Consider the following 15,375-nt stretch of genomic DNA (forward strand, 5'->3'; position numbering starts at 1 on the left):
GCCCCCCCGCGGCGCTAACCTCCCGTCTGGAATCCTAACGACGCCGCCTTCGCGCGCAGGTCCGCGAAGCGATCGACGTTCGGGTTGGTCGCGAGCTGCGACTGATCGATCGACGACACCGGATTCGACGACGACGACCCCGGGATCCCCGAGCACTCCCCGCCGAACGTGCCCTGGGATATTGTGAACGCCGGCGCGTCGGTGCGCGGCGCATCGGTGAAATCGAGCGCATAGGCCAGATTGAAGGTCGCCGAATCGCTGCTGCGCACGCCGAGGGGCTGCAAGCCGAAGCGCCATTGCAGCAGCGCGTGAATCGAACTCGGGTCGAACGGGTAGCGCGTGACCGTGCCCGCGCGAACGCGCGGCCCCAGCAGCGCGAGCGGTACGCGAAAACCCAGCTTGCCGTCGTTGCCGAGCGCGAGCTCGTTCTTGCTGATCGGCCTCGTGGGCGGCACCACGTGTTCGAGAAAGCCGCCCCATTCGTCGTACACGACGATCATCAGCGTGCGGCTCCAGGTCGGGCTCGTGCGCAGCGCCTCGTACACCTGCCCGAGAAACGCCTCGCCGTTGCGGATGTCCGCGTGCGGATGATCGTCCGCGGAAGTGCCTTGCGGCTCACCGGCGAAGGCCGGATCGACCATGCAGAACGCCGGCAGCGTGCCCGCCTCGGCATGCGCGACGAAATCCGAAAACGGCCGCGAAATGCCGACATAGCGCGTGCCGTAAAGCGCCGTGAACGGCACGTCGTGATAGTAGTAGTTGCAGCCGATATTCGCGGCGCTGAGCCTGTCCCAGATCGTGGGAAGCGTCGAATTGTCGATGCTGTCGTCGAGGCGATCCGTTGCGCCGCTGTGCAGGTAAAGGCGGTTGGGAAACGTGCTGGTGAGGATGCCGCTGAAGTAGAAGTCGCCGATCGTGTAGCTGCTCGCCACGGCGTCGAAGAACTGCACATCGGCCGACGTGTAATAGCCGATGGGCAGCAAGTCGCCCTGATGCAGGCTCGTGCCCGGCGTGAGGAGAAAGCCGTTCATCTCACCCGAAGCGAGTTGCGTACGCGCGCCGTCGTAGCTGTGATTGGGGTCCTGGTACGCGCACGCCTGGTAGCCATAGGCGGAATTCGCTGCGAGCGAAAACGGCGTTTGTGTCGCGCCGAACGCGTCCTTGAACTGCCGGTTCGCGGGCATGCCTTCGGCGCCCGGCACCCAGCCGAGGAAGTGGTCGAAGGAACGATTTTCCATCGTGACCAGCACGATGAAGTCGATGCCCGAACTCGAGGGATTCGGTAACGCCGGACGCGGCAAGCGATAACGGTCGGCGCCGTCCGGCGAGGGAACGTCGCCGTTCTGGCCGCCCGGGTCGTCACCGCCGCCGCAGCCCGTCAGCGCAACGCTGCCTGCAACCGCCGCTACGCCGGCAAGAAAACGGCGCCGGTCGTATCCGTGATGCGGGCTATTCTCGTCTCCCATGACACGTCTCCTGGTTGGATGCGGCGCTGGCAATCCGCCCATGCCTCGCTGCCGCGAAGCGAAACGCGCTCGCTACGGCGAGCAGCGGACGGCCTTTGCCCGCAAGCCTCGCGCCCGCGGTGGTGCAGCCAGGACAAGCTCGCAGTGTGGCGATGGGAGAGGAAGACGAGCGAGGTCAGGATGCGCGCGGCAGCGTCACGACTGCTCAATGAGCGCCTTGATGCGCTCGGCCTGCCCGGCATCGACCGGGTTGTAGACGATCATGTGCAGGTCGGGCCGGCCATCGACCGAAAACGCCGACTGCTCCAGCGCGATGAGACCCAGCGTGGGATGGCGCAGGCGCTTCACATGGTCGGCTTCCGCATGCGCAAGCACTTCGTTCTCGCGCCACAGCGCGTCGAACTCGGGGCTCACGCTGCACAACTCGTCGACGAGTTCCCCAACGGCCGAAACGAGGCCCGCACGCGCCACGTCGGCCCTGAACGCGCCCACCACGAAGCGGGCCACGCTGTCCCAGTCGTGCTGCTTGGCGCGCACGTCGGGGTTGCAGAACAGGAAACGCAGAATGTTGCGCTGACCCGGCGGCAGCTTGCCGTAGTCGGTCAGCACGATGGCCGCGGCGCGATTCCAGGCCACGACCTCCCAGGTGGCCGTCTTGACGATGGCCGGGCTGAAGCGCAGCGAGTCGAGCAGGCGTTGCAGCCGCGGACTGACCCCGTCCACGGGCTTGTAGCGCACTTCCGGCGGCCGCCCGAGCCCCAGCAGGAAGAGGTGCTCGCGCTCCGGATCGGTGAGCATCAGCGCGCTGCAGATGCGCTCGAGCACTTCCGGCGAAGCCGCGCCGCCGCGCCCCTGTTCGAGCCACGTGTACCAGGTCGGACTGATATTGGCCCGCTGCGCCACTTCTTCGCGACGCAACCCCGGCGTGCGCCTGCGACCGCTGAAACCGAAACTCGCGGGGTCGAGCCGCGTGCGGCAGCGTTTCAGGAAGTCGCCGAGCGAACCCGCCGAGTGGATCGGAATGGAGAGCCTGTTAGTCATCTTAATATGATGAACTCACTACTTTAACGGTATAGAGAATTTGGAGATAGTACGCCTGTCATGACCCAGGAGAGATGACCATGCGTATTTTTCTGACCGGCGCGACCGGCTTCATCGGCTCGGCGCTCGTTCCGGAACTCATCGAAGCCGGTCACGAGGTGATCGGCATGACCCGCTCCGAAGCCGGCGCACAGGCGCTCGCCCGCGCCGGTGCAGGCGTGCATCGCGGCACGCTCGAGGAACCGGCAAGCCTGCGCAGCGGCGCGGAGCAAGCGGACGCCGTGATCCACACGGCCTTCGACCACGACTTCTCGCGCTTCGTCGAAAACTGCGAAAAGGACAAGCGCGCCATTGCGGCGCTCGGCGCCGCGCTCGCCGGCTCCGATCGTCCGTTGCTGATCACGTCCGGCACGGGCATCGGCAATGCCCAGCCTGGCGAGCTGGCGAGCGAGGACGTCTTCAATCCGGGCCATCCCAACCCGCGCATTGCCTCCGAGCTGGCCGGGCAGGCACTGCTGGAACAAGGACTCAATGTGGGCGCGGTGCGGCTGCCGCAGGTCCACAACCCGTTCCGGCAGGGGCTCATTACGCCGCTCGTTGCGATCGCGCGCGAGAAAGGCGTCTGCGCCTACGTGGGCGACGGCCAGAACCGCTGGCCTGCCGGCCACCTCTCCGACGTCGTGCGCCTTTATCGGCTCGCCGTGGAAAAAGGTCAGCCGGGCGCACGCTACAACGCGGTCGGTGAAGAAGGTGTGACGAGCCGCGAAATCGCCGAGGCGCTGGGCCGCGGGCTCGGCCTGCCGGCCGTTTCGATCGCGCCGGAAGAGGCGGCCGCGCATTTTGGGTGGATGGGGATGTTCGTCGGCCTGGACATGCCCGCTTCGAGCGCGCTCACCCAGGCGCGGCTCGGCTGGCGCCCGACGGGCCCCTCGCTGATTGCCGATCTGAGCGAAGCGCGCTTCGCCGAGGTGGGCGCCTCAGAATGAGCCGATAGTCATCCTGAATATTCTCACCTCAGCGTCTCGTGGCCGATAGCGGCCACGAGACAGGCTCCGTGCACGATGCCGTTATCGCTGCGCTCACGCGGGGTCGCGTCGCGCGCCCTGCGCGCGCAAGGCCTCGGCGAATCTGCCCGGCTCCCAGCCCTCGCGCAGCGCGCGCTGCATGAGCGCCTGCTGGCTTTCTGGCGCGAGACCACCCAGGGGCGGGTCACGGTCGAGATTCGTGGGAAACGGATAGCCCTCGGCACACGACGCGATGACCGCCACGGTCGCGAGGTCGACTGCATCGGCTGGGCTCTTCCCGCGCCGCTCGCGTAGCACGGGATAGATCGCCTCGCACATGCTCGTGCGGTCGAGCGCTTCCATTGCGCGCCCCATTGCCGATGAAACCTGCAGCAGGTTCGCCATGCGCTGCACGTCGGCGGTGCGGTTCGCGCCCGCCGCATGAAATAGCGCGGGATTGAAGAACAGGGCGTCGCCCCTGGCAAGCGGCAATTGCACGCAATGCGCTTCGAAATACGCGCGAAAATCGGTTCGCCGCCATGCAAGATAGCCCTCGGCGTAGCGTTGCGAGTACGGCAGGAGTTTCGTCGGCCCGCTCTCGACCGGCATGTCGCTGTGCGCCAACGCCCCCTGGAGCGTGAGGAAAGCGGATACGTGATGCACGTGCGCCGGATAACGCTGCGCTTCCTCGATCGTCTGGAATCCCAAGTGATAGTCGCGGTGCGCTTCCTGCGCGGCGCCGCCCGGACGCACCACGTTGACCTGCGAGGTCATCTGATAGCACGGTCCGAGCCACGCCTCGCATACAGCCATGAGCGGCAGGTTCGCGAAGTAATCGGCGAATACGGCCGGCGCTTCGAGGCAGAGCTTCTGTTGCGCATTCCAGATGCGGTCGTTTGCACCCGCCTTCGCAAAATGGTCAGCACCGCTCGTGCCCTGCTCCCGCTCGGCCCGGATGATCGATTCGAACACGGCGGTCGCATCGTCCACTGGCTGCGTGTTCGCGTAAGCGCGCTCGAGCACCAGCACGCCAGCGCCGTCGCGCAGCACGTGCGCCCATTCCGCCTGCAACTGCGCGCGCTGCGCCGCGTCGTGGAGCACGCCTTCGAGCGCCGCGCAGTCGTACACGGGGATGCGCTGCCTCACATCGCAGGCGTAACGCAGCGGGGTGCCGTCGTCGCGCAGCCGGTTCACGAACGCGTCTAGCGAGCATTCGCGTTCGACGTACCATTGCCGCCCCAAATCCGCCACAGGTGTTTCGCGCTGATCCATGCGTCTGCCTCCGTTTTGAGTCAAGGATAACGTTGGCACCGGGCGCTGTGGATACCAAAAATCTATCAGAAACGCATCAGGAAGGCGGCGCCGTGACTGCTTGCGCACGTCACTCCAGCGGAAAGCCATCCTTGAACGTCTGCCGCAGGAACTCCGTAAAGTGCTTGACCGCGCGCGGCACCTGCGCACCATACGGCCGCACGACGTGCAATTGCGAAGCGAACGCGCCCACGGGGCGCCAGTTGGGCAGCAGGACGACGAGCTTGCCGGCCTGCAGCGCGGCCTGCGCGCTGAAATCGGGCAACAGCGCGATGCCGAGATGTTCCAGCGAAGCGTCGCGCAACGCTTCGCTGTTGTTCGCCGAGAACGGGCCGTTCACCGTCACCGTCTCGCGCGCGCCTTCCGCGCGGCGGCCGGCTTTCTCGAACGACCAGACGCCCGCACCCAGCGCGCGTGGATAGAACAGACAGTCGTGCTGCGTCAGATCCGCGGGGGTTTGCGGCGTGCCCCGCTGCTTGAGGTAAGCCCGCGTGGCGACGATGACCGAGCGCGTGTCGCAAAGCTTCCAGGCCACGTGGGTTTCCGGCACCTGCGCGCTATGGCGAATCGCGAGATCGAAGCCTTCGGTCGCAATCGAGCTGAGCCGGTCGGAAAGCTCCAGCTGCACGCGCACTTCGGGATGCGCGCGCGAAAACTGCGCAAGACGCGGCACCAGTTGCTGGCGCGCGAACGCCACGGGCGCGGTGACGCGCACCGTGCCGCGCGCGACATCGGCCATCTCGCGCACGCTCGCAAAACTCGCGGCAATGCTGTCGAACTGCGCGCGCGTGTCCTCCACGAGCCGCAGCCCCGCCTCCGTGAAGCGTACGCTGCGCGTGGTGCGCTGCACAAGCGGAACGCCCGCCACGCGCTCCAGTTCGGCGATGCGCTGGCTCACGGCCGCCTTGCTCACGCCCAGGCGCGTCGCCGCCGCGGTATAGCTGCCCTGGGTGGCCAGCACGTTGAGCCAGTGCAAATGCGTCCAGAGTGCTTCGACTCGCTGTGTATCCATCGATAAAAAGTCCGCGTCAAACCTCGTGATCCTCGCGCCGATACTAGCATGCCGCTCGCGCACTTTTCACAGACCACGCTAGCGATTGTTCACGGCTGAAAACAATCAATTCAGCGCCAGCGTCTTTCCTCGCCCCCGCCGCGTCCGTAGACTGGCGGCACGCACTCACCTAACGAGGAGATGACATGCAGCCCTATTCCGATTCCGCAGACGTGGTCCACTTCATCGGCGGCAAGACCGAGCGCGGTGCGGGCGACCGCACGCAAGCGATCTTCAACCCCGCGACCGGCGCCGCCGCGCGCCGCCTCGTGCTGGGCGAAGTCGCCGACGTGGACGCCGCCGTGGCGAGCGCGAAAGCCGCGTTCCCGAAGTGGCGCGACACGCCGCCCATTCGCCGCGCGCGCGTCATGCTGCGGTTTCTCGAGCTGATGAATCGTCACGCAGACGAACTCGCGGCGATCATCACGGCCGAGCACGGCAAGGTCTTCTCCGACGCGCAGGGTGAAGTGGCGCGCGGCATCGACGTAATCGAATTCGCCTGCGGCATTCCGCAACTGCTCAAGGGCGACTACACCGAACAGGTTTCCACGGGCATGGACAACTGGACCGTGCGCCAGCCGCTGGGCGTGGTGGCCGGCATCACGCCGTTCAACTTCCCCTGCATGGTGCCGTGCTGGATGTTCCCGGTGGCACTTGCAGCCGGCTGCACGTTCATCCTCAAGCCTAGCGAGCGCGACCCTTCGGCGTCACTTTTCATGGCGCGTCTGCTCAAGGAAGCCGGCCTGCCCGACGGCGTGTTCAACGTCGTGCAAGGCGACAAGGTCGTGGTCGACGCCCTCCTCGCGCACCGCGACGTGAAGGCCGTGAGCTTCGTGGGCTCCACGCCGATCGCGAACTACATCTACGAGACCGGTGCGAAGCACGGCAAGCGCGTGCAGGCGCTCGGCGGCGCGAAGAACCACATGGTCGTGATGCCCGACGCGGACCTCGACAAGACCGTGGACGCCCTGATCGGGGCGGGCTACGGGTCGGCCGGCGAGCGCTGCATGGCGATCTCGGTGGCCGTGCTGGTGGGCGATGTGGCCGACAAGATCGTGCCGCGCCTCGCCGAGCGCGCGCGCAGCCTGATAGTGAAGAACGGCATGGAAGCCGACGCGGAAATGGGCCCGATCGTCACGAAGCAGGCGCTCGAGCGTATCGAAGGTTATATCGCGACCGGCGTGGAAGAAGGCGCGAAGCTAGTAGTGGACGGGCGCGGCCTCAAGGTGCCGGGCCACGAAGAAGGCTTCTTCACCGGCGGCACGCTGTTCGACAACGTCACGCCCGAGATGCGCATCTACAAGGAAGAAATCTTCGGACCGGTGCTCGCCTGCGTGCGCGTGAAGGACTTCGCTGAGGCCGTGCAGCTGATCAACGATCACGAATTCGGTAACGGCGTCGCCTGCTTCACGAGCGATGGCCACGTGGCGCGCGAGTTCGGCCGCCAGATCGAAGTGGGCATGGTGGGCATCAACGTGCCGATTCCGGTGCCGATGGCATGGCACGGCTTTGGCGGCTGGAAGCGCAGCCTCTTTGGCGACATGCACGCGTATGGCGAAGAAGGTGTGCGCTTCTACACGAAGCAGAAGTCGATCATGCAGCGCTGGCCGGAAAGCACCGAAAAGGGTGCGGAGTTTTCGATGCCGGTAGCGAAGTAACGGTTGTTGGTGAGAGAAGAAAGCCCACTTCGCGTGGGCTTTTTTTATGCTTCACAAGCGGGTGGCGTTACATCTGCCCCCGCCGCGAGCAGATCTGGGCGATGCGCGAGATCGCGGACGGTTCCCTCGCGCCCGGCATATTCTGCAGGATGCACTCGTGATATGCCTTCTCGCGCGGCAGCAGCATTTCGCCGTTCCGGTACAGCGCGTAGCACGAGCGCTGGATATAGTTCGACGCCACCTCGTTGCGGGCGTCGCGCAATCCAGCCAGCATGCAGTCATCATAGGACGACTGACCATCGGCCAGCGCCGCATGCGAGGTCAGGAGGCCCAGCAGGCCAATCGCAGTCCGCAGGGTGAAGCTCCATCCGCCATTCTTTGCCATGACGTTCCTTATTATGCTTCTTGTCTGTCTGCGTGAATTTGCGTGGCGTGGACACTGGCCTCGCAGTCGCAGCAGTGTATCAAAGGACGTCATTCATGCTTTGATGGAAGTGTCACCTGGGAGTCGGCATGGGTCTCATGACGACTTCAGTATTGCGAGGTTCGTACGAGGCTCATGCGATTGAGGGAATACTGCTGCAAACGGAAGGAGTCGCCCCATGAAGGACACCGCTTCGCCGCGCCGCAAGCGCACGGCGCGTTTCGTGGAGATTGCCGAAGCCGCGGGCGTGAGTCCCGCCACGGTGGACCGCGTGCTCAACGAGCGCGGCAGCGTGTCCGCCGCGATGCGCGCGCGTGTCGTCGCGGCCGCCCGCCAGCTCGGCGTGCCGCGCGTGTTACCCGAAACGCATCACGGGCTGGTGCATATCGACGTGCTGCTGCCGCAAAACAGCGCGCCGTTTTTTCAGCGCCTGACGCTGGGCCTCGAGCGCTCCATGCAAATGCTCGACCGGCGCATCGTGCTGCACCGGCAGTTCCTGCCCGAAGCCGACGACGACGTGATCACGCGCGCCATCCTGCGTCCAAACTACAAGCGCGCGGGATTGATCATCACGACGCATGACACGTCGGCAGTGCGAGACGCGCTGCGCACGGTCATTGCGCAAGGCGAGGCCGTGGTCACCATGGTCACCGACATCGACCAGGTCGAACGCGTGCATTACGCGGGCATCGACAACCGGCTTGCGGGCCGCACGGCGGGCTATTTTGTCGGGCGCCTGGCAAAGGAACCGGGCCGCGTGCTGCTGATCTGCTCGCGCAAGGACTATCACGCGCATATCGAACGGATCAGCGGGTGCCGCGAACAGTTGGCCGAATTGTTTCCGCACCTCGTTTGCGACGAAGAGGCTGTGGAAACCCTCGATGACGTGGACCAATGCCATCGCGCGGTGCTCAAGTCGCTCAAGCGCGGCGGCGTGGTCGGCATCTACAACAGCGGCTACGCGTCGGCGGGAATCGAGGCTGCGTTGCGCAAGGTGGGCGCGACGGGAAAGATCGTGTGGGCAGGCCATGAAATGCTCGACCTGCACCGTCAGTACATTGAGCAAGGGACGATGGATATCGCCATCGACCAGGACCCTGACGGGCAAGTCATCTCGGCATTGCAGCACGCGCTGAACGCATGCGGTGTGCTCGAAACGCCAGCGCCTCCGGGGCCGGTGGAGTTCCGGATTTTTTGCTCGGCGAATGTGAGGCGCAACCCATATCTGGGCGTTGGGGTTTGAGTGTCCAGTTTCAGGCCGCGGCATTGTCGCGCGCAGACTCCTTCTCGACTTCTTGCCACAAATCGCAAATCCAGTCGCGCATGAGCAGCGATTCGCGCCAGCGGTCGGTCGTGTCGTTGCCATCCGGCCCGATGATCGCGTAAGGCTGCGGCCCCAGTTCGCAGGTGAACGCGAGCGTATCGTCCGCGCCCGCACGCTTGCGCCAAGAACGAAAGCCGTAGCGCCACCAGTCGAGAAAGAGATCCACCCATTTGCGGTGCGGCGCGAAAGAAAGCTCGATCTGCACCTGCTCGCGGCTCGCCACGCGGCCATGAAATGCCCACGAAGCATCGAGTATGCGATGCATGAGCGCGTGATTCTCTTGCGAAACCGGCCACGCGAACTCGCGCCCTACGAGATAGTGCGAAATGTCGCCAAGCAGCTTGAGGTCCGGCCGCGCGTCGAGCAGATCCAGCGTGAAATACAAATCCGTCGTCATGCGGTCGCGATGCGTTTCGATGTAGACGGGCACGTCCACCTGCTCGGCCAGCCGCTGCCAGCCGTCCAGCAAGGCGAGCGCCTCGCGCTGCGTGCGCGGGCGCACGTCGGGCTGAAGGTCGACGTGGTGCAGGCCGAACTCGGTTGCGAGTTCGAGCACCGGTTGCAGGTCGTCGACGGTCGTGGGGAAGCATTGGCCTTCCGCCGCGAGCCCGTACGTTTTGCGCAGCTCCGCGAGGCGCTTCACGTCCTCGCGCTGCGCGCAATGCGCGCTCACGCCGTCGAAGCCCGCTTCGGCGATCATCTGCACGTTTTCCTCGAGCGTGCGCTCGTAGCCATCGGTATGGCGGCGTTCCATCGACCAGAGCGACTGGAACACCATGAGTCGTTGCGCCATCATGTCTCCGTTCTGCGTCTTAAAGGGCTTCCGTGTTCGACACCGATGTCTCCTTGATCCGGTTGGCCGTGCTTCGAGCGGCACCGTCTTCCTGGAATCCAACATAAGCGGCGCGCCTGCCGCGCTCAACGGAAACCTTGATGAAATTTCGTCAATTTTCGTCCAGGTCGATGTGGTCCATCGGGTTCGTATGGTCCATCGGGTTCGTATGGTCCTGTTCCGTGCCGAGCATGCGCGAAATATCCGCGACGAGCGCATCCACCGCCACGCGCACCTTCGACGGCATGTGCCGCGCCTTCTGCCGCACGACGTGAACTTCGTCGCCCATCACGCTCCTGCTGTCCATGACGAGTTCGAGTCGGCCGTCGCTCAAATACGGGCCCATGAGCCAGCACGGCAGCCACGCGAGACCGGCGCCGGCGGCCGCCGCATCGGCGATCGCCAGCAGGTCGTCGAAGCACAGCCGCGACGCGAGCCGGCACTCCTCGACTTCGCCGCCGGGGCCGCGCACGCGCCACGCCGGGCTCTGTCCGGCGCGGCCATACGCGATGCCGGTATGCGTGGCGAGCGCGGCGACGTCCGCGGGCTTGCCGTGCTGCGCGAGATACGCCGGCGACGCGCAGATGCCCATCCGCTGCACACCAAGCCGGCGCGCGACGAGCATGCTGTGGTCGGGCAGCGTGCCGATGCGCACGGCGAGATCGAAGCCGTCCTCGACGAGATCGGCCACGCGGTCGCTGAACGAGAGTTCGACATTCAGACGCGGATGCTCCTCGACGAGCCGCCGCACCACGGGCGCCACGCACTGGCGCCCGAACAGCACCGGCGCGGTGATCCGCAAGCGCCCCGCAGGCTCGCGCCGCCCGTGATCGAAGGCGGCTTCCACGGCGCTCAGGTCGCCCAGCACGCGGCGGCACTGCTCGTAGTAGGCATGGCCTTCGTCGGTGAGGCTCAAGCTGCGCGTGGTCCGCTGGAGCAGGCGCACGCCCAGGCGCTGCTCGAGCCGCGCGACGATCTTCGCGACCGCCGAGCGCGTCACGCCAAGGCGCTCGCCCGCGGCGGAGAAGCTGCCCGCGTCCACCACGTCCACGAATTCGGCCACGCCGCTCAGGCGGTCCTTCATATCCCCACTCCTTTTGTATCCTTTACGGCGACAACCAAACTCCGGAATCTCGCCAATGTCGCCTCGCAAGCAACACTATCATAGCTGCTCCCACTCGTACTGGAGCAGTCATGAACGCATGGAAACTGAAGGCCGGCAGCGGCTATGGCGCACTCGCGCGCACCGACTTCACGCCGCGCACGCCCGGCCCGCATGACGTGGTCGTGAAGATTCACGCGGCCGCGCTCAACTATCGCGACCTGATGTTCGCGCGCGGCGATTACCTCGGTCTTGGCGACACGCCGCTTGTACCGCTCGCCGACGGCGCGGGCGAAGTGGTCGAAGTCGGCGCGGCGGTCACGCGCTTCAAGCCCGGTGACCGCGTGATCAACACCTACTTCCCGCATTGGGTGGACGGTGCGCCCGCGCCGTGGAAGGTGCGCGAGTCGGCGGGCGCACAGGTTGACGGCGTGCTCGCAGAGCGCTTCGTCACCGCGGAAACCTCGCTCGTGTCGATCCCCGCGCACCTGAGCTACGAGGAAGCCGCGACGATCTCGTGCGCCGGCATCACCGCCTGGAACGCGATCTTCGCCGATGGCGAGGCGCACCCTGGCGCGACCGTGGTGCTGCTCGGCACCGGCGGCGTGTCGATCTGGGCGTTGCAGCTCGCCCACGCGGCGGGCTTGCGGACCATCATCACATCGTCGAGCGACGAGAAGCTCGAACGCGCCCGCGTGCTCGGCGCGACCGAGACCATCAACTATCGTTCGCACCCCGAGTGGCAGGACGAAGTGCTGCGGCTCACGGGCGGCGAAGGCGCGGATATCGTCGTGGAAGTGGGCGGACGCGATACGCTGCCGCGCTCGGTGGCCGCCGCGAAGATGGGCGGGCTCGTGTCGATCATCGGCGGCGTGACGAGTTTCGCGGGCCCCGAACTGGGGCTGCTATCGGTGATCGGCGGAATCAAGCGTCTGCACGGCATCATGGTCGGCAGCCGCACAATGCTCGACGACGTCACGCGTTTCGTCGCCGCGCAGCAGATTCGCCCCGTGGTGGATCGCGTGTTCGCTTTCGACGAAGCGCCCGAAGCCTACGCGTGGCTGGAAGCCGGCAAGCATTTCGGCAAGGTGGTGATACGCGTGGCGTAACAGCACGCAGGCAGAAAAGCGAAGCGGGCACGCCAGGTGCCCGCTTCGTTCTACAGATACCGGTCGCTTTAGAAAACCGGATGCCCGTTGATCAGGCTGGGCAGCCATGTCGAGAAGAACGGAAAGTAGGTGACCAGATTGATCGCGCTAAAAATCGCGAGGTAGTACGGCCACGCGACTTTGGTCGTTTCCCCGATCGACACGTCGCCAATTGCACAGCCAATGAACTGCACCGAGCCGATTGGCGGATGCACGAGGCCAAGCGCACAGTTCAGCAGGATCATGATGCCAAACTGCACCGGGCCCACGCCGCTATGCATGGCGAGCGGCAGGAAGAGCGGCGTCGTGATGAGGATGTGCGCCGCCATGTCGATGAACGTGCCCAGAAACACCTGGATGATGTTGATGTAGAGAAGCATCAGCCAGGGAAGCGTCGTGGCATGTTCGAGCACGCGCTCGATGGCCTCCGGAATCTCCAGATAAGCCATCTGATAGCGCAGCATGTTCGACACCGCGATCAGCAGCAGCACGACGCCCGTGGTCTTGGCCGCGCGCGAGAGGGCGAAGAACAGCTTCTCCTTCGTCATCGAGCGATACACGACCACGGTGAGCGCGAGCGAATACACCACGGCAATCGCGGCCGCTTCTGTCGCGGTCGCAATGCCCCGCGCCACGCAGAAGAGAATGATCGCGATCACGAGCAACCCGGGCAGCGCGCCGAGGAACGCCCGCACCACGGCGAGCCAGCCGGGAAACACCTGCAGCTTGGTCGAGCCGTCCGCGCTGCGCGGATAGCCGAAGCGGCGCGCCTGCCAGTACGCGGCAACCAGCACGAAGCCCATCACCCACAACACCGGCAGCAGACCCGAGAACAGCAGGTCGCCAATCGAAACGCCGCTCATCTGCTGGCCGTTCAGTGTGCCCGTAATGCCTTGCGCCGCGAACGCGTAGATGATCATGTTCGTCGAGGTGGGCATCAACGCGCCCGCCAGCGACGAGTGCGTCGTCACGTTGACGGCATAGGCTGCGCTATAACCTTCGCGCTTCATGAGCGGAATGACCACGCCGCCCATGGCCGACGTGTCGGCGGAAGGCGAACCGGAAACGCCGCCGAACAGCGTGCACGCGACGACATTGGCCATGCCGAGACCGCCGCGAAAATGCCCCACGGCGGCCTGGGCGAAGCGCAGGATGCGGTCCGCAATGCCACCGTGCAGCATCAGCTCACCGGAGAAGATGAAGAACGGCACCGCGAGAAACGAAAACGCGTTCATGCCCGAGATCATCGACTGCATGGCAGTCGCGGCCGGCAGTCCTTCGTAAAGGTACGTGCTGACGCAGGCGAGACCCAGGGAGAAAGAAACCGGCACCCCAACGGCGAGGAGCACCAAAAAACTGAGCGAAAGAATTGCGAGTTCCATGTTTGCCCTACTTTGCCTTGCGTACGAACAGTGCCAGCAGATGCTCGAGCGAAAACAGCACGATGCAGGTGCCGGCCACGATCGGAATGACATAGCGCACCGCTTCCGGCACACCGAGAATCGCGATGCGGTCGTCCATGGTCGTTTCCGCCATTTGCAGGCAGCCGAAGAAAATCGCCACGCCAAGCGCAATCAGGCAGAGGTGCTGGAACGCTTCCGCGATCCGTTGTCCCCGCGGGGATAGCTTCTTGACAAGCGAATCGAGACCGATATGCCCGCGCTCGCGTACCTTGAGCGCGGCGCCGAACATGGCGATCGTGACCACCAGCAGCAGCGCGATCGGCTCGACGAAATCGGGTGCACTCTCGAACACGTAGCGCATGATCACGCCGTAGAAGACGAGAACCGTCAGCGCGGCGAGCGCGACAGAGGCCAGGATCGTCAGCAGGCGAAACAGCAAATCGTTGGGAAGTTTCAGGAAAGTCATGATCCATCCTTGCACGGCACACACTGCACAACTGCGCTTTTCCGGCTCCGCGCCGCAAGCGACGCGGAGCCCCGGGCTTTAGTGAATCGCCTGGATTTCGTCCACGATCTTCTTCATATCGGTCGTCTTTTCATACTTCGTCCAGACCGGCTGCATGGCCTTCACGAAGGCTGCGCGATCGACCTGCGCAGCCGGAATGATGGTCGCGCCGCCCTTTTCCACCGTCTTGCCCGCCGTGTCTTCGCGCGCCGTCCAGAGCTTCACGTAGTACGGCACCGAGTCGGCTGCCGCCTTCTTGATGATCTCCTGCTCCTGCGGCGTGAGCGTGTCCCATACCTTCTTCGAGAACACGAGCACTTCAGGCGTCATGGCGTGGTCCGTCTCGGAGTACACCTGCGCCACTTCGTAGTGCCTGGTTTCCTCGTACGACGGCAGGTTGTTTTCCGCTGCGTCCACGAGGCCCGTCTTCAGGCCCGTATAGACTTCGGCGAACGGCATCGGCGTGGGCGTGCCGCCCATGGCCTTGATTTCGTCGACCATGAGGTCAGACGGCTGCACGCGCACCTTCAGGCCTTTCATGTCGGCCGGCGACTTGATCGGACGCTTCGCGTAGATCGAGCGCGCGCCGCTCTCGTAGAACGTCAGCGCGATCATGCCCTTGGCCTTGAACGCGTCGAGAATCTTCTGGCCTTCGGGGCCGTACATCACCTTGCGGAAATGGTCGATGTCGCGAAAGAGGAACGGCAGCGAAGGAATCATCGATTCCGGCACGATCTCGTTGAACGCGGCGCCATTGGCGCGAACCATGTCGAGCGCGCCAATGCGCACCTGGTCGATCGTATCGTTCTCCGAACCGAGCGCGCTGTTGCCGAACACCTTGATGGAATCCTTACCGCCCGTGGCCTGCGAAATCTCCTCGCCCATGTGCTTGAGCGCCATGTTGGTCGGGAAGGTGTCGCTGTGAACGTCGGCGACGCGGAACGCGCGCGCGTGCGCGGCGCCTGCGGTGAGCGCGAGCGCCGCGGCCAGAACGGTCATTGCGGTCTTCGCGGTGCGTGCACCATGTGAGTTGCGAAAGGTCTTTTTCATTGCTTGCCCCAAGAATGGAAGAGTTGTTTTCGAGCCGTGTTTGGGCTGATTCGCTG

Annotated in this window: 14 protein-coding genes; 4 read left to right on the forward strand and 10 right to left on the reverse strand. The window is 64.9% G+C overall.

The window, feature by feature from the left end:
• Window positions 1-14: 14 nt before the first annotated feature.
• Together M3A49_RS17755 and M3A49_RS17760 are read right to left on the reverse strand one after the other, a co-directional pair.
• Entirely contained in the window at window positions 15-1,466 is a 1,452-nt protein-coding gene (locus M3A49_RS17755; RefSeq protein ID WP_266229894.1) for an alkaline phosphatase family protein, read from the reverse strand.
• A 195-nt stretch (window positions 1,467-1,661) separates the two neighbouring features.
• Window positions 1,662-2,507 carry a helix-turn-helix transcriptional regulator gene (locus M3A49_RS17760; protein ID WP_266229895.1) on the reverse strand — a complete coding sequence of 282 codons (846 nt, stop codon included), beginning with the start codon at window positions 2,505-2,507 and terminating at the stop codon, window positions 1,662-1,664.
• An 80-nt stretch (window positions 2,508-2,587) separates the two neighbouring features.
• Here M3A49_RS17760 and M3A49_RS17765 point away from each other — a divergent pair, with 80 nt between their 5' ends.
• Window positions 2,588-3,493 (forward strand): SDR family oxidoreductase, encoded by a 906-nt coding sequence (locus tag M3A49_RS17765; protein WP_266229896.1) that lies wholly within the window; start codon window positions 2,588-2,590, stop codon window positions 3,491-3,493.
• Between the two features lie 93 nt (window positions 3,494-3,586).
• On the opposite strand, the gene M3A49_RS17770 is transcribed toward M3A49_RS17765, so the two are convergent.
• Together M3A49_RS17770 and M3A49_RS17775 are read right to left on the reverse strand one after the other, a co-directional pair.
• Window positions 3,587-4,783: a phytanoyl-CoA dioxygenase family protein gene (locus M3A49_RS17770; protein ID WP_266229897.1), complete on the reverse strand. Its 1,197-nt coding sequence runs from the start codon at window positions 4,781-4,783 to the stop codon at window positions 3,587-3,589.
• A gap of 109 nt (window positions 4,784-4,892) precedes the next feature.
• A complete protein-coding gene (locus M3A49_RS17775) occupies window positions 4,893-5,834 on the reverse strand; it encodes a LysR family transcriptional regulator (protein WP_254354796.1) in 942 nt (313 codons plus the stop codon).
• A gap of 185 nt (window positions 5,835-6,019) precedes the next feature.
• On the opposite strand from M3A49_RS17775, the gene M3A49_RS17780 reads away from it, so the two are divergent.
• The gene (locus M3A49_RS17780; RefSeq protein ID WP_266229898.1) at window positions 6,020-7,531 is read left to right on the forward strand and encodes a CoA-acylating methylmalonate-semialdehyde dehydrogenase; all 1,512 of its coding nucleotides are present in this window, start codon (window positions 6,020-6,022) and stop codon (window positions 7,529-7,531) included.
• A gap of 67 nt (window positions 7,532-7,598) precedes the next feature.
• On the opposite strand, the gene M3A49_RS17785 is transcribed toward M3A49_RS17780, so the two are convergent.
• A complete protein-coding gene (locus M3A49_RS17785; RefSeq protein WP_266229899.1) occupies window positions 7,599-7,916 on the reverse strand; it encodes a VF_A0006 family four-cysteine protein in 318 nt (105 codons plus the stop codon).
• 217 nt (window positions 7,917-8,133) lie between these two features.
• Here M3A49_RS17785 and M3A49_RS17790 point away from each other — a divergent pair, with 217 nt between their 5' ends.
• Entirely contained in the window at window positions 8,134-9,198 is a 1,065-nt protein-coding gene (locus tag M3A49_RS17790; RefSeq protein ID WP_266229900.1) for a LacI family DNA-binding transcriptional regulator, read from the forward strand.
• 10 nt (window positions 9,199-9,208) lie between these two features.
• Here the strand turns inward: M3A49_RS17790 and M3A49_RS17795 are convergent, their stop codons facing one another.
• Both M3A49_RS17795 and M3A49_RS17800 read right to left on the reverse strand, forming a co-directional pair.
• Window positions 9,209-10,072 carry a sugar phosphate isomerase/epimerase family protein gene (locus M3A49_RS17795; RefSeq protein ID WP_266229901.1) on the reverse strand — a complete coding sequence of 288 codons (864 nt, stop codon included), beginning with the start codon at window positions 10,070-10,072 and terminating at the stop codon, window positions 9,209-9,211.
• 151 nt (window positions 10,073-10,223) lie between these two features.
• Window positions 10,224-11,195, reverse strand: coding sequence for a LysR family transcriptional regulator (locus M3A49_RS17800; RefSeq protein ID WP_266229902.1), 972 nt, complete (start codon window positions 11,193-11,195; stop codon window positions 10,224-10,226).
• Window positions 11,196-11,305: 110 nt separating this feature from the next.
• On the opposite strand from M3A49_RS17800, the gene M3A49_RS17805 reads away from it, so the two are divergent.
• Entirely contained in the window at window positions 11,306-12,322 is a 1,017-nt protein-coding gene (locus tag M3A49_RS17805) for a zinc-dependent alcohol dehydrogenase family protein (RefSeq protein WP_266229903.1), read from the forward strand.
• 68 nt (window positions 12,323-12,390) lie between these two features.
• Here the strand turns inward: M3A49_RS17805 and M3A49_RS17810 are convergent, their stop codons facing one another.
• The 3 genes from M3A49_RS17810 to M3A49_RS17820 form a co-directional block, all read right to left on the reverse strand.
• Window positions 12,391-13,743 carry a TRAP transporter large permease gene (locus tag M3A49_RS17810; RefSeq protein WP_266229904.1) on the reverse strand — a complete coding sequence of 451 codons (1,353 nt, stop codon included), beginning with the start codon at window positions 13,741-13,743 and terminating at the stop codon, window positions 12,391-12,393.
• 7 nt (window positions 13,744-13,750) lie between these two features.
• Window positions 13,751-14,230 carry a TRAP transporter small permease gene (locus M3A49_RS17815; protein WP_266229905.1) on the reverse strand — a complete coding sequence of 160 codons (480 nt, stop codon included), beginning with the start codon at window positions 14,228-14,230 and terminating at the stop codon, window positions 13,751-13,753.
• Window positions 14,231-14,308: 78 nt separating this feature from the next.
• Window positions 14,309-15,268 carry a TRAP transporter substrate-binding protein gene (locus tag M3A49_RS17820; RefSeq protein WP_266229968.1) on the reverse strand — a complete coding sequence of 320 codons (960 nt, stop codon included), beginning with the start codon at window positions 15,266-15,268 and terminating at the stop codon, window positions 14,309-14,311.
• Between the last annotated feature and the right edge of the window lie 107 nt (window positions 15,269-15,375).

Source organism: Paraburkholderia sp. CNPSo 3076, from assembly GCF_026343935.1.
Lineage (GTDB): Bacteria > Pseudomonadota > Gammaproteobacteria > Burkholderiales > Burkholderiaceae > Paraburkholderia > Paraburkholderia nodosa.

Coding starts and splice junctions, on each gene's coding strand:
- M3A49_RS17800 (WP_266229902.1), bottom strand. CDS start 11,195: ATGAAGGACCGCCTGAGCGGCGTGGCCGAATTCGTGGACGTGGTGGAC.
- M3A49_RS17780 (WP_266229898.1), top strand. CDS start 6,020: ATGCAGCCCTATTCCGATTCCGCAGACGTGGTCCACTTCATCGGCGGC.
- M3A49_RS17755 (WP_266229894.1), bottom strand. CDS start 1,466: ATGGGAGACGAGAATAGCCCGCATCACGGATACGACCGGCGCCGTTTT.
- M3A49_RS17805 (WP_266229903.1), top strand. CDS start 11,306: ATGAACGCATGGAAACTGAAGGCCGGCAGCGGCTATGGCGCACTCGCG.
- M3A49_RS17815 (WP_266229905.1), bottom strand. CDS start 14,230: ATGACTTTCCTGAAACTTCCCAACGATTTGCTGTTTCGCCTGCTGACG.
- M3A49_RS17785 (WP_266229899.1), bottom strand. CDS start 7,916: ATGGCAAAGAATGGCGGATGGAGCTTCACCCTGCGGACTGCGATTGGC.
- M3A49_RS17810 (WP_266229904.1), bottom strand. CDS start 13,743: ATGGAACTCGCAATTCTTTCGCTCAGTTTTTTGGTGCTCCTCGCCGTT.
- M3A49_RS17765 (WP_266229896.1), top strand. CDS start 2,588: ATGCGTATTTTTCTGACCGGCGCGACCGGCTTCATCGGCTCGGCGCTC.
- M3A49_RS17795 (WP_266229901.1), bottom strand. CDS start 10,072: ATGGCGCAACGACTCATGGTGTTCCAGTCGCTCTGGTCGATGGAACGC.
- M3A49_RS17820 (WP_266229968.1), bottom strand. CDS start 15,268: ATGACCGTTCTGGCCGCGGCGCTCGCGCTCACCGCAGGCGCCGCGCAC.
- M3A49_RS17770 (WP_266229897.1), bottom strand. CDS start 4,783: ATGGATCAGCGCGAAACACCTGTGGCGGATTTGGGGCGGCAATGGTAC.
- M3A49_RS17760 (WP_266229895.1), bottom strand. CDS start 2,507: ATGACTAACAGGCTCTCCATTCCGATCCACTCGGCGGGTTCGCTCGGC.
- M3A49_RS17775 (WP_254354796.1), bottom strand. CDS start 5,834: ATGGATACACAGCGAGTCGAAGCACTCTGGACGCATTTGCACTGGCTC.
- M3A49_RS17790 (WP_266229900.1), top strand. CDS start 8,134: ATGAAGGACACCGCTTCGCCGCGCCGCAAGCGCACGGCGCGTTTCGTG.